General features: G+C 61.1%; 11 protein-coding genes. 7 read left to right on the top strand and 4 right to left on the bottom strand.

Annotated elements, in window-relative coordinates; all coding sequences use genetic code 11:
- Nucleotides 1-21 precede the first annotated feature (21 nt).
- The 3 genes from phaeop14_RS11430 (at nt 22) to phaeop14_RS11420 (ending at nt 3,783) form a co-directional block, all read left to right on the top strand.
- Complete coding sequence (locus phaeop14_RS11430; RefSeq protein WP_024096351.1) at nt 22-552, top strand: gamma-glutamylcyclotransferase; 531 nt, start codon at nt 22-24, stop codon at nt 550-552.
- 78 nt (nt 553-630) lie between these two features.
- Nucleotides 631-1,812, top strand: coding sequence for a biopolymer transporter ExbB (locus phaeop14_RS11425; RefSeq protein ID WP_040173883.1), 1,182 nt, complete (start codon nt 631-633; stop codon nt 1,810-1,812).
- 3 nt (nt 1,813-1,815) lie between these two features.
- Nucleotides 1,816-3,783: a peptidoglycan -binding protein gene (locus phaeop14_RS11420; protein WP_096789592.1), complete on the top strand. Its 1,968-nt coding sequence runs from the start codon at nt 1,816-1,818 to the stop codon at nt 3,781-3,783.
- Between the two features lie 10 nt (nt 3,784-3,793).
- On the opposite strand, the gene phaeop14_RS11415 is transcribed toward phaeop14_RS11420, so the two are convergent.
- The 4 genes from phaeop14_RS11415 to gloB form a co-directional block, all read right to left on the bottom strand.
- On the bottom strand, nt 3,794-4,378 hold the full coding sequence (locus phaeop14_RS11415) for a DUF2087 domain-containing protein (protein ID WP_096789591.1): 585 nt from the start codon (nt 4,376-4,378) through the stop codon (nt 3,794-3,796).
- Between the two features lie 187 nt (nt 4,379-4,565).
- Nucleotides 4,566-5,531 (bottom strand): M23 family metallopeptidase, encoded by a 966-nt coding sequence (locus tag phaeop14_RS11410; protein WP_096789590.1) that lies wholly within the window; start codon nt 5,529-5,531, stop codon nt 4,566-4,568.
- A gap of 4 nt (nt 5,532-5,535) precedes the next feature.
- On the bottom strand, nt 5,536-7,857 hold the full coding sequence (gene clpA / locus phaeop14_RS11405) for an ATP-dependent Clp protease ATP-binding subunit ClpA (RefSeq protein ID WP_040173890.1): 2,322 nt from the start codon (nt 7,855-7,857) through the stop codon (nt 5,536-5,538).
- Nucleotides 7,858-8,039: 182 nt separating this feature from the next.
- Nucleotides 8,040-8,813, bottom strand: coding sequence for a hydroxyacylglutathione hydrolase (gene gloB / locus phaeop14_RS11400; protein ID WP_096789589.1), 774 nt, complete (start codon nt 8,811-8,813; stop codon nt 8,040-8,042).
- Between the two features lie 65 nt (nt 8,814-8,878).
- Between gloB and phaeop14_RS11395 the strand changes: the two genes are divergently transcribed.
- The 4 genes from phaeop14_RS11395 to phaeop14_RS11380 all read left to right on the top strand — a co-directional run bounded on the left by phaeop14_RS11395 (nt 8,879) and on the right by phaeop14_RS11380 (nt 13,174).
- Entirely contained in the window at nt 8,879-9,625 is a 747-nt protein-coding gene (locus phaeop14_RS11395; protein WP_040173894.1) for a class I SAM-dependent methyltransferase, read from the top strand.
- Between the two features lie 553 nt (nt 9,626-10,178).
- Nucleotides 10,179-10,739, top strand: coding sequence for a F0F1 ATP synthase subunit delta (locus tag phaeop14_RS11390; protein WP_040173895.1), 561 nt, complete (start codon nt 10,179-10,181; stop codon nt 10,737-10,739).
- Complete coding sequence (atpA, locus tag phaeop14_RS11385; protein ID WP_040180260.1) at nt 10,740-12,278, top strand: F0F1 ATP synthase subunit alpha; 1,539 nt, start codon at nt 10,740-10,742, stop codon at nt 12,276-12,278. It begins immediately after the preceding gene.
- A 14-nt stretch (nt 12,279-12,292) separates the two neighbouring features.
- Entirely contained in the window at nt 12,293-13,174 is an 882-nt protein-coding gene (locus phaeop14_RS11380) for a F0F1 ATP synthase subunit gamma (RefSeq protein WP_014875414.1), read from the top strand.
- Nucleotides 13,175-13,187 lie beyond the last annotated feature (13 nt).

Here is a 13,187-nt window from a genome sequence, read left to right as displayed (position 1 = left end):
GATCAAAAAAGGGCCAGCGTCATGACCATGTGGGTATTTGGATACGGATCTTTGTTGTGGAACCCGGGCTTTCCGGTGGCCCGCCGCGAAGTCGCGACGCTGCCGGGCTATGCCCGGTCCTTCTGCATGAAATCCATCCACCATCGCGGCAGCGAGGAGAAGCCTGGGCTGGTTCTGGCATTGGACGCGATAGATGGTGCCGCCTGCACCGGGATCGCGCTCGCGGTTGAAGCCGGCCACGAGGAACAGACATTGCAGGAGCTGCGGGCGCGGGAGCTGATCTCCTCGGCCTATGTGGAGAAAGATCTGACCGTCCAGCTGGCCAGCGGGGGGGACGTGACGGCGGTCACCTATGTGATTGACCCGGACCACAACCAATATTGCGGCGGCATCAGTCTGGAAACTCAGGCGCGGATCATTGCGGAGGCGGTGGGCGGACGTGGCCCCAATACCGAATACCTCTTCAATACCGCGGAGCATCTGGCCGAGATCGGGTTGCGCGATGCCGATTTGGATTGGCTGTCGGCGCGTGTGCGGGATCTTGCATCATAAAGCCTTGGCTCTTTTGAGGTTTTGCCTATAGGCTCCGGTTCTGCAAGAGCACCAAAAAAGTGTCAGGAGCCACAGACCATGGCGCAGCCAGACCGCGAAAGCAGGCCGCAGTTTTCCCAACCGGTACGCCAGATCATCATGATGCTGATTGCCCTTGGGCTGTCAGGGTTCGGGGCGTTTGTGGCGCTGCCGCGGGTCCTGCCGGTGTTTGAGGCCAATCCCTGGCTCAACGGGTTCATCCTGCTGGTGTTTGTCTTTGGTGTGATGGCCTGTTTCTGGCAGGTGCTGCAGCTGATCGGTTCGGTGCGCTGGATCGAAGGATTCGCCGCCGGGGTGACCAGTGACGATGATCGTCCGCCGTCGATGCTGGCGCCGCTGGCCTCCCTGCTGCGCTCACGCGGGGCGCGAATGCAGCTTGGGTCGTCTTCGACCCGGTCGATCTTGGATTCCGTTGCCACGCGGATTGATGAAGAGCGCGAAATTACGCGTTACATTGTGAACCTGCTGATTTTCCTTGGCCTTTTGGGAACATTCTACGGTCTGGCCACTACAGTGCCTGCGGTGGTTGACACTATCCGCAGCCTCGCCCCGCAGGAGGGGGAAGAGGGTATTGCAGTGTTCAATCGCCTGATGACCGGGCTTGAGGCGCAGCTGGGTGGCATGGGCGTTGCCTTTGCCTCATCGTTGCTGGGGCTGGCAGGATCGCTGATTGTCGGCTTGCTGGAGCTGTTTGCAGGCCATGGTCAGAACCGGTTCTACCGCGAGCTTGAGGAATGGCTTTCCTCCTTCACGCGGGTCAGTTTCTCCTCCGGCGAGGAGCCAGGTGGCGGTGACAACAGCGCGCTTGCCGGGGTGCTGGACAGTATGACCGAGCAAATGGATGCGCTGCAGGCGATGTTTGTCCAATCCTCCGAAGGGCGCGCCGGGGTGGATCAGAAGCTGTCCGCGCTGGTTGATGCGATCACGGATATGAACCGGCGGCAGGATCAGTCCGAAGGCACCGCGCGCGCGCTTGAACGGGTGGCTGTCGGGCAGGAAGCCCTGACCGAGCTGATGCGTGCCCAGGGGGATGTTGGGCTGGACGCCGAAAGCCGGATGCGGCTGCGCTCCATTGATGTGCAGATGCTGCGTATTCTTGAGGAAATCTCCGCCGGTCGTCAGGAAAGCCTGGCCGAGCTGCGCAAAGATATCGATCTCTTGGTCAAGGCCTTTGCCAGACCGCGTGGATTGGGCCGCAGCGCGCGCGGATCCGAGGACTAAGCGATGGCCCTGTCACGTCGCACCGGACAGCGTTTTCAGGCTTCGATCTGGCCGGGTTTCGTAGATGCGATGACCGGGTTGCTGCTGGTTCTGATGTTTCTCCTGACCATTTTCATGGTGGTTCAATTTGTCCTGCGGGAGACGATTTCCGGGCAGGAAAGCCAGCTGGATGAGCTGGCAGCGGAAGTTGGGGCGCTCGCTGATGCTCTTGGCCTCGAAGAACGCGAGAACAGCCAATTGCAGGCGCGTCTTGGGGCGCTGTCGGCCACGCTTGGAACCACCCAGGGTGCGTTGGAAACTGCAGAGGCAAACCTTGCAGCTGCGCGGGGCGAGATCAGCGATTTTGAGGCGCAGGTCGCCCAGTTGCTGCTGCAACAGCAGGACGCCAACGCTACCATTCGTGATCTGACCGCAGAGCGCGCAGCGCTGCAGGCGGCACAGAGCGATCTGGAAGGGGAGCGGGATACTCTGGCGCAGGCTCTTGCGGCCAGTCGCGATGAAATTGATGCCCAGACAGAGGCTGCGCGCCTTGCCGCAGCCAAGCGGGAGGCGCTGGAAGCGCTTGTTGCCGACCTCGAAGGGCAGGCGTCTGAGGCAAGTGCAGCAGTCTCGCAATTGGAGACGGAGCTGACCGATGCCGAGGCGGCGCGTCTTGCCGAGGCGGCTGCCGCAGAGGCGCTGCGAAATCGCTTGAAGACGGCAGACGCAGAATTGACGGCGATGACACTGGCGCTGGAAGAACAGCGTCAGGCGGCTGAAGATACGCTGACGTTGCTGGCGGCAGCGGAAACCGCCAAGGGGCAACTGGATGCGCAGCTGGCGGACGTCTTGGAGAAGCTAGACGTCGCGAAGGCCACTAACGCGGACCGTGACGCATTGGCCGAGCGACTGACCCGCGTTCTGGCGCAGTTGGAATCCACGCAGACCAGTGCGAATGCACAGGTTGCCGCGCTGCAGGCAGAGCTGGAGCAGCTGCGCGAGAGCCGCGACGCGGCAACGTCTGAGCTGGAAAGCACGGCGACAGCACAGGCTGAGACGGAACAGCGTCTGCTGGAGGCGCTGTCTAAGCTGGAACAGGCCAATGCAGCAGCTGCTGACCGGGAGGTGCTGCAACAACGCCTGCTGGCGGCGCTGACTGAGGGCGAAGAGCGGGCCGCAGAAACCGCAGATCTGGCCAGCCTCGCCGAACAGCGCACGGCCCTCTTGGCGCAGGCCCGCGAGAGCCTCAGCACGGAGCAGGCGGTTTCGGAGGAGGCGCAGCGACAGACGGCACTTCTCAACCAACAGGTTGCGGCGCTGCGAGAGCAGCTTGGCGGGTTGCAGGCGCTGTTGGATGACTACAAGGCCCGCGACGCCGCTCAATCGGTGCAGATGCAAAATCTCGGTCAGGATCTGAACGCCGCACTGGCGCGGGCCGCTGCGGAGGAACGCCGCCGTCGTCTGCTGGAAGAAAGTGAGCGCAAACGACTGGAAGCCGAAGCAGAGCAGCTGAGCAGCAAGGCCCAGGATCTGGAGCAGTACCGCTCGGAATTCTTTGGCCGCCTGCGGGATGTACTGGGCAATCAGGAGGGGGTGCGGATTGAGGGCGATCGCTTTGTCTTTGCCTCTGAGGTGTTGTTTGCCCCGGGGAGCGCGGATCTTTCACCGGCCGGGCGGGCCGAGATTGGCAAGGTCGCCGGTATCCTTCAGGCCGTTGCAGCGGCAATCCCGCCCGAGATCAATTGGATCATCCGTGTGGATGGTCACACGGATGATACGCCGCTTGGTATCCACCCGAAATTTGCCGACAACTGGGAGTTGAGCCAGGGCCGCGCCCTGTCGGTTGTGCGCTATATGGTGCAGGCGCTGGGCATCCCGCCCGAGCGCCTGTCTGCCAATGGGTTTGGCGAGTATCAGCCTGTGAACCCTGCACAGACCGCAGCGGCCCGGGCGCAGAATCGCCGGATTGAGCTGAAGTTCACCGAACGCTGACGGGGCTGTGTTATCGCCTTGGCGTTCTTCCCTCTGGTCCCGCAGTCGCGAGCGCTGAGCGTTGTTTTCGCCGTGCCGACAGGCGGGATATCAGCGCCTTCGCCTCGGTCGGTGGTTCCTGCTCAATCCGCCTGTAATCGCTGCCATCTCGCTGACGCGTCAGCAGGCCGCAGGAAATCATGGTCCGGCGCAGGGTCGCGGGGTCCTTGAACTCATGTTCTGCCAGCAGGATTCTGTTCACCTCCGTCTCGCTTAGCAACGTGTCAGGCGGGAACACCGCCCATAGACCAAAGAGCGCAAGCGTCTGTACCGCCCGTCGGGAGGGCCAGCGCAGCAGTCGTCCTGAAGCGTCAAATTGGGTGAGTGTGCGTTCAATCAGCCGGTGGTCAGCGGGGGCGGCCGTGTTGGCCTGCGCCAGACGTCCGGCAGCGGCCTGAACGGCGCGCTGGTGTTGCAGGTTCTGAAACCCGGCCGCGCGCGCCAGCATATTCATCAGCGTCAGGTGGGGTGGGCTTGCCTCCCCCAGTTGACGGGCCAGAGCGCGGGAGAAATGCGACAGGTCATCGACCTGTAAGGGAAGAGATTTGCGGGTCATATTGCATCCAATTGGCGCCCGTCCTGGTCGTTGGTCGCTGGCTTGACGACGCGGCGCCATGTGCAATGGAAACCGTTCGATTGGATGGCAGGTTTAGCTCTCCCATGCGGGAGCAGCGACGCCTCGGTGTCTGCCGACCGTGACCCTAGCCTAGCGGGTACGTCAGGCGAGGCCAAGAGGCTTTGGTCTAGTCCACCGTCATCTCCTGCTGGTGCTTATCAATGACCTCTCCGTCGCGCATCAGCGTCGCCGTGGCGATGTAGCGACCGGGGGACAACCCGGCACCTCGGATCCGCTTGCCAGATGCGCGGAACAATTGCGCTTGGGTCTTCTCCAGCCGCTCAGTCTGCTCCAGGAGGGGGCCGCCGGGCCCGTCGATCCGCAGCATCAGCTGATCGCCACTGCGCGCGCCGAAGGCATAGGCCCAAAAGACCAACGCGCCTGATCCGGCGGGCAGGGGGGCCTGATCTGCGGTCCCGGCCTTGATCGCGGCGAACTTCGGGACATGATCGGCAAACCCACTGCCGAGAAACCCGCCAGCCTGATAGGCGATGTCGTCTGCCCAAAGCGGTTCACCGATATCAGATCCGCAGCTGTTCTCCATTTGGGGGCCAAAAGGGTCGACCGTCTTGCCATCCTTGCGCACGGAAAGGTGCAGATGCGGGAACTGGGTGTTGCCGGATAGGCCGATCTCTCCCAGGGGGGTGCCTGCGGTCACCTTGTCGCCGGACTGCACAAGAATGGAGCCGCGTTTCATGTGGCAGTATTGGGTTTCCCAACCGTCGCCATGGCGCAGCAGAACCCCGTTGCCGCATTCGCGCCCTTCAATGGCCGGATCGCCGGGGCCGGTGGAATAGCGGTCTTCCATCCCGTCACGGCTGCCAACCACGGTGCCGTCTGCGGCGGCAGAGACGGTGACGCCAGCATCCATGTCACTGAGGTAGGGCAGGGCAATGTCAGTCCCTTTGTGCCCATCGTAGGTAAGCGGATTGCAGGTGAAATCCTGTGTCGCAGGCCCCAAAGCGCGGTCGACATATTGCTGGATCTGGCAGCTGTCACCCAAGGTGCAGTCGACGGGCCAATCCAGAACAAGATCGCTCGCCGCGACAGGCGCGGCGAGCGATGAGATAAATGCCAAAGGCAGGAGCCGCATGGGGTTACTCAGCCGTCAGAAGGGGCGGCTTGTCTCCAGAGATGCGCGGTTTGGCCGGGCCTTCGATCCGGAGATCCAGTTTGCCATCCTTGATGCCGACCTTGACAAGACCACCTTTTGCGAGTTTGCCAAACAGCAGCTCCTCAGCCAGCGGCTTCTTGATATGCTCCTGAATGACGCGGCCCAGTGGGCGGGCACCCATCCGGTCATCATAGCCCTTGTCCGCCAGCCATTCGGCGGCCTTGCGGGTCAGCTCGATCGAGACGTTGCGATCCATCAGCTGGGCTTCCAGCTGCAGAACGAATTTCTCGACAACCTGCAGGATCACATCCTTGGGCAGCGGTGCGAAGGAGATGACCGCGTCCAGACGGTTGCGGAATTCCGGCGTGAACGTCCGCTCAATCGCAGCGGTGTCCTCGCCCTCGCGCCGGTCACGGCCGAAGCCGATGGCAGCCTTCGCCTGCTCAGATGCGCCAGCGTTGGAGGTCATGATCAGCACCACATTGCGGAAATTCACCGTGCGACCGTTGTGGTCGGTCAGCTGGCCATTGTCCATCACCTGCAACAGGATGTTGAAGACGTCCGGGTGGGCCTTCTCGATTTCATCAAGCAGCAGTACACAATGGGGGTGCTGGTCGACGCCATCGGTCAACAGGCCGCCCTGATCAAAACCGACATAACCCGGAGGCGCGCCGATCAGGCGGGAGACCGCGTGTTTCTCCATATATTCCGACATGTCGAACCGCAGCAGCTCCACGCCAAGCGTATCTGCAAGCTGTTTGGCCACTTCTGTTTTGCCGACACCGGTGGGGCCCGCAAAGAGGTAGTTGCCAATGGGTTTTTCCGGCTCACGCAGGCCCGCCCGCGCCAGTTTGATGGCGCTGGACAGGGCATCAATTGCCGCGTCCTGACCAAACACCACCCGCTTCAGGGAGCGCTCCAGATCCTTCAGCACTTCGGCGTCATCCTTGGAGACATTCTTCGGCGGGATGCGGGCGATCTTGGCGACAACGGCCTCGATCTCCTTGACGCCGATTGTCTTGCGGCGCTTGCTTTCCACCACCAGATGCTGGGCGGCGCCGGCCTCATCAATAACGTCGATGGCCTTGTCCGGCAGTTTGCGATCATTGATGTAACGGGCCGACAGTTCGACCGCCGATTTGATCGCATCACTGGTAAAGCGGATGCCGTGATGATCCTCAAAATAGGGTTTCAACCCTTTCAGGATCTCGATGGAATCTTCAACCGAAGGTTCATTCACGTCGATTTTCTGGAACCGGCGCGACAGGGCGCGGTCTTTTTCAAAATGCTGACGGAATTCCTTGTAGGTGGTGGATCCCATGGTGCGCAGCTTGCCACCCTGAAGCGCGGGCTTCAGCAGGTTGGAGGCATCCATTGCCCCGCCGGAGGTCGCCCCGGCGCCGATCACAGTGTGGATCTCATCAATGAACAGCACTGCGTCGGGGTGATCTTCCAGCTCGGTCACCACGGCTTTCAGGCGTTCCTCAAAGTCACCGCGATAGCGGGTGCCTGCCAGCAACGCGCCCATGTCGAGCGAGTAAATGGTGGTTTCCGACAAGACCTCAGGGGTTTCACCAGCGACAATTTTGCGCGCGAGGCCTTCGGCGATGGCGGTTTTGCCAACGCCGGGATCGCCCACCAGAAGCGGATTGTTTTTGCGACGGCGGCACAGCACCTGAATACAGCGCTCAACCTCGTGGCTGCGCCCGATCAGCGGGTCAATGTCACCCTCGCGGGATTTCTCATTGAGATCGACGCAGTATTTCGCGAGCGCGCTCTCTTTCTTGTCGCCCTCGGTGGTGGGCTGGGGTTCATCCTCGACCTCCGGGGAGCCGGAGACCGGGCGGGATTCACCAAAGGCTGGATCCTTGGCCACGCCATGGGCGATGAAATTCACCGCATCATAGCGGGTCATGTCCTGATCCTGGAGGAAGTAGGCGGCGTCGCTCTCACGCTCGGCGAAGATGGCCACCAGAACATTGGCGCCTGTGACCTCGGTCCGGCCGGAGCTTTGAACGTGGATGGCGGCGCGTTGGATCACGCGCTGAAAGGCAGCGGTTGGAACCGCTTCTGAGCCGTCGATATCAGTGACCAGATTGGCGAGATCCTCATCGACAAATTCGACAAGGGTCGCGCGCAACTCGGTGAGGTCCACGCTGCAGGCGCGCATGACGCGCGACGCCTCGGGCTCGTCCAGCAGGGCAAGCAGCAGGTGTTCCAGGGTTGCGAATTCGTGACGCCGTTCGTTTGCCAGCGCAAGCGCGGCGTGAATGGCCTGTTCCAAAGTGCTCGAGAATGAAGGCACGGGCGTGCTCCTCTTGGTCTTGGGTTGGCGGTGAGGCTGCAGGGCGGATGCCTAGCCTTCCACAGTCCAACCATGTCCTGATAGTATTAGAGTTTGGTTGATACGTGCCCGGCTTCAAGTTCTTTCTTGCAATTTCTTGTCACATTTATCGTGACTGTGCCGTGAAAAGGGGCCTGGTGCGGTCAAAACTTGTCCTTTCGCGCCCGGATTTCGGCAAACACCTCAGCGGCTGAGGCTCCGGCCATGCCAATCGCCTGTTTGAGGCTGTCGAGATGCGCCCGCAGGAAAGGGTTGGTGTCCAGTTCGTCCTGCAACTGCGAGGGCACGGTTGGCAGATCGTCCGCGCGGGCGGCATCAATGGCTGTGCAGCGGCGTTGCAGCGCGGCGTTATCCGGCTCGATTGTGAGTGCGAACCGGGCATTGGACTGGGTATACTCATGGCCGGAATAGACCGTTGTGTCTCCCGGCAGGGCTGCGAGTTTCTGCAGGCTCTGCCACATCTGTTCGGGGGAGCCCTCAAACAAGCGCCCACATCCCAGCGCCATCAGACTGTCTGCGGTGAAGACTGCAGCTGCGCTGGGGATGTGAAAGGCGATATGGCCGATCGTATGCCCGGAAACATCCAGCACGCGGACGTCCTCGCCAAGGCAGGTGAAGCTGTCGCCCTCTGCCACTGCCAGATCCAGATCGGGCAGACGGTGGGCGTCAGCCTTGGCACCGACGATTTGCGGATCATAGGCGGCTTGCAGCTCCGCAACGCCATCAATGTGATCCCAGTGGTGATGCGTGAGCAGGATCTGGTCCAGCGCCCATCCGCGCCGGTCCAGTTCAGCGCGAATGGCTGCGGCTTCGGGCGCATCAACCAGTGCGGTGTGACCGGTTTCGGCATTGTGCAGCAAAAAGGCATAGTTGTCGGAGAGACAGGGCAGGGTAACGATCTCAAGGGGCATGGTCATTCGCTTCTCGATGGGTAAACTGACGGCGACTGGCCTCAGATTGGCCCAAGCAACGGACGCCCGCAATGCATCTTGATGTTCAGGATCTGAGGAATTTCTATTATCGCAGCACCCTGGGGCGGGCGGCGCAGGCGTCAATCCGTGGGCGGCTGCTGGAGTTGTGGCCCGAAGCGGCGGGACAGACCGTTGCCGGTTTTGGCTTTGCCGCGCCGCTGCTGCGCCCCTATCTGGCCGAGGCGCGGCGGGTGATTGCGCTGATGCCGGGACCGCAGGGGGTGATGCAGTGGCCTGCGGGACTGCCCAATGTCTCGGTGCTCTGCGAGGAGACCGCTTGGCCGATTGAAACCGGACATGTCGACCGGCTGGTATTGCTGCACGGGCTTGAGACCTCGGATCGGCCGTCGCATCTTCTGGAGGAATGCTGGCGGGTGCTTGGCCCCGGCGGGCGGGCGGTGTTTGTTGTGCCCAATCGCGCAGGCCTTTGGGCGCGGTCGGATGTGACACCGTTCGGGTTTGGGCGGCCCTATACGCTCAGTCAGGTAGAAAATCAGCTGCGCTTGCATCAGTTCACCGTCGAGCGGCATTCTGCGGCGCTCTACCTGCCGCCCAGCCAGCGCCGCTTCTGGCTGAAATCCGGCCCGTTGTTCGAGCGTATGGGGGACCGGTTGCCTGCGATGCTGGGGGGCGGGGTGTTTTTGGTCGAAGTGAGCAAGCAGGTGCATTCCCAGCGTGGTGAGATGACACGGCTGCGCCGACCCAGTCCGATCCGGGTGCTGGAAGGGTTGTCCAACCCGATGCCGGAACCGGCCTGAACCTGCGCGGTGTTTCAGACGTGAGCATCGGGGCGGGTGTCTGCCCCGGTTGACCAAGGGTCGCAAGCGCAGGACGCTGCGTCGCGGGCGCCCTGGGCTGGACAGGCGGCGCAAATTCGGGCGGTCTCAAATAGGCAGGTCTTAATCTTGGCGCGGCGAACAGCGTGACGTTACGGGAACCGGCGCAGGGCAGTTGGCGGCTTGATTCCCCGCTGATGGTTCAAAATCGCGCTTTCAGCGCTCATTTTCGACGGTTTGGAGGTTTTTTCACCTGCGAGGCGCGTTTTTTGCTGATTTGGAATCGCAAAATTGACCCCTAAAGTTGGTTTTTTTGACGCATGTTCTGTCGTTTCATCGGGTGTTATCGTCTAATCATTTGAAAACGCTTAGAACTTCCTTTTTTACCTTGCCGTCCAAGGCAGTTGATAGGTTGCCAACGCTCTGCTACATCCACGCTGATTTTGACGCCCCACCAAATTGTGGGGAGACCTCACGCCCCCGGACGCCGCCTGCACTAGGTCAGCCAACCGGGGCCAATATCGGAAGGGTGGACGTGTCCGAACCAGCTTCGATCTCCGCAGGCATTGCCGCGCGCTATGCCACCGCGATCTTTGAGATCGCCGAAGAGAGCAAGGCGCTTGATAGCCTTGAAACCAGCATCAATGACCTGTCTGCCGCTTTGGCGGATAGCGAAGATCTCCGCGACCTGATCACGTCACCCCTGGTGTCGCGTCAGGAGCAGGGAACAGCGATCACCGCGATTGCCAAGAAAATGGGCCTGGACCCGGTTCTGAGCAATGCGCTGACGCTGATGGCCGAAAAGCGCCGCCTGTTCGTGGTGCCTGCGCTGCTTGACGCTCTGCGCGCACGTCTGGCCGAAACCCGTGGTGAGATTACTGCCGATGTCACATCGGCCAAGGCGCTGACCAAGACCCAGAGCGAAAAACTGGCCAAAACACTGGCCGAGCGCACTGGCAAAAAGGTCGTGATCAATGCAACCGTCGATGAAAGCATCATTGGCGGTCTTGTCGTTAAAGTGGGCTCGAAGATGATCGACAACTCGATCCGCTCCAAGCTCAACTCCCTACAGAACGCAATGAAAGAGGTCGGATAAATGGGTATCCAAGCAGCAGAGATTTCTGCGATCCTGAAAGACCAGATCAAGAATTTTGGTCAAGAAGCTGAGGTGGCAGAGATTGGCCGCGTGCTGTCCGTTGGTGACGGTATCGCCCGTGTGTACGGTCTCGACAATGTCCAGGCCGGCGAGATGGTCGAATTCCCCGGCGGCATCATGGGCATGGCGCTGAACCTCGAAGCCGACAACGTCGGTATCGTTATCTTCGGCTCCGACCGTGACATCAAAGAAGGTGACACCGTCAAGCGCACCAACTCCATCGTGGACGTTCCCGCTGGCCCCGAGCTGCTGGGTCGCGTTGTTGACGGTCTGGGCAACCCGCTGGACGGCAAGGGCCCGATCAACGCTTCCGAGCGTAAAGTGGCAGACGTCAAAGCGCCGGGCATCATCCCGCGTAAGTCGGTTCACGAACCGATGGCAACCGGCCTCAAGTCCGTTGACGCGATGATCCCGATCGGCCGTGGCCAGCGAGAGCTGATCATTGGTGACCGTCAGACCGGTAAAACCGCCGTTGCTCTGGACGCGATCCTGAACCAGAAAGTCTACAACGACGCCGCTGGTGATGACGAATCCAAGAAACTGTACTGTGTTTATGTCGCTGTCGGCCAGAAGCGCTCGACCGTGGCCCAGCTGGTGAAGAAGCTGGAAGAAACCGGTGCGATGGAATATTCGATCGTGGTTGCTGCAACCGCGTCCGAACCGGCCCCGATGCAGTTCCTGGCGCCCTACGCCGCGACCGCAATGGCCGAATACTTCCGCGACAGCGGCAAGCACGCGCTGATCATCTATGATGACCTGTCCAAACAGGCTGTGGCCTATCGCCAGATGTCCCTGCTGCTGCGTCGCCCGCCGGGCCGTGAAGCTTATCCTGGTGACGTTTTCTATCTCCACTCCCGTCTGCTGGAACGTTCCGCGAAGCTGAACGAAGAATTCGGCGCAGGCTCGCTGACCGCGCTGCCCGTCATCGAAACCCAGGGCGGCGACGTGTCCGCGTTTATCCCGACCAACGTGATTTCGATCACCGACGGTCAGATCTTCCTGGAAACCGAACTGTTCTATCAGGGCATCCGTCCTGCTGTGAACACCGGTCTGTCGGTTTCGCGTGTGGGCTCCTCCGCTCAGACCAACGCGATGAAATCGGTTGCTGGTCCGGTGAAACTGGAACTGGCTCAGTACCGCGAAATGGCGGCCTTTGCGCAGTTTGGCTCCGATCTGGACGCCGCAACCCAGCAGCTGCTGAACCGTGGTGCGCGTCTGACCGAGCTGATGAAACAGCCCCAGTATGCACCGCTGACCAACGCAGAGATCGTCTGTGTGATCTTCGCAGGCACCAACGGCTACCTCGACAAAGTCGACGTAAAAGAAGTTGGCCGCTACGAGGCTGGCCTGCTGGCGCATCTGCGCAGCAAGCATCAGGACCTGCTTGACTGGATCACCACCGAAGATCCGAAGATCAAGGGTGACGCAGCCGACAAGATCAAAGCAGCTCTGGACGCGTTCGCAGCTGACTTCGCTTAAGGGGGGATCAGGCGTTGCCTAACCTTAAAGACCTTAAAAACAGGATCGCGTCGGTCAAATCGACCCGCAAGATCACCAAGGCCATGCAGATGGTCGCGGCCGCAAAACTGCGCCGCGCCCAAGAGGCTGCCGAGGATGCGCGTCCCTATGCCGAACGGTTCAACGCCGTTATGGCTGGGCTGGCCGCATCTGTCGGTGGCAGCGATTCTGCACCCAAGCTGCTTGCCGGCACCGGTAGCGACCAGGTTCATCTCCTGGTCGTACTGACCGCCGAACGCGGGCTTTGCGGGGGCTTCAATTCCAACATCGCCAAGCTGGCACGGGCCAAGGCCCAGGCGCTGGTCGCGGCGGGCAAGACTGTTAAGATCCTGACGGTTGGCAAAAAAGGCCGGGACGCGATGAAACGCGACCTTGGTGACTATTTTGTCGGTCATGTGGATCTGAGCGAAGTCAAACGCCTTGGCTACGCCAATGCGCAGGACATCGCCAAGGATGTTCTGGCCCGTTTTGATGCCGGGGATTTCGACGTTGCCACGCTCTTCTACGCGAAGTTCGTGAACGTTGTGACCCAGGTGCCGACTGCCCAGCAGGTGATCCCGGCGTCCTTTGATGCCAAGGAAGACGACGCTGCGACCAGCTCTGCCGTCTACGACTACGAGCCCAGCGAAGAGGCCATTCTGGCTGACCTGCTGCCGCGCGGTGTCGCAACGCAGATCTTTGCAGCGCTGCTGGAAAATGGGGCCTCCGAACAGGGTGCCCGGATGAGCGCGATGGACAATGCCACCCGCAACGCGGGTGAGATGATCGACAAGCTGACCATTGAGTTCAACCGCTCGCGTCAGGCCGTGATCACCAACGAGCTGATTGAAATTATTTCGGGCGCTGAGGCGCTCTAAAAGAAAACCGGAG

Source organism: Phaeobacter piscinae (assembly GCF_002407245.1).
Lineage (GTDB): Bacteria > Pseudomonadota > Alphaproteobacteria > Rhodobacterales > Rhodobacteraceae > Phaeobacter > Phaeobacter piscinae.
This window is presented reverse-complemented; position numbering and strand designations above follow the sequence as displayed.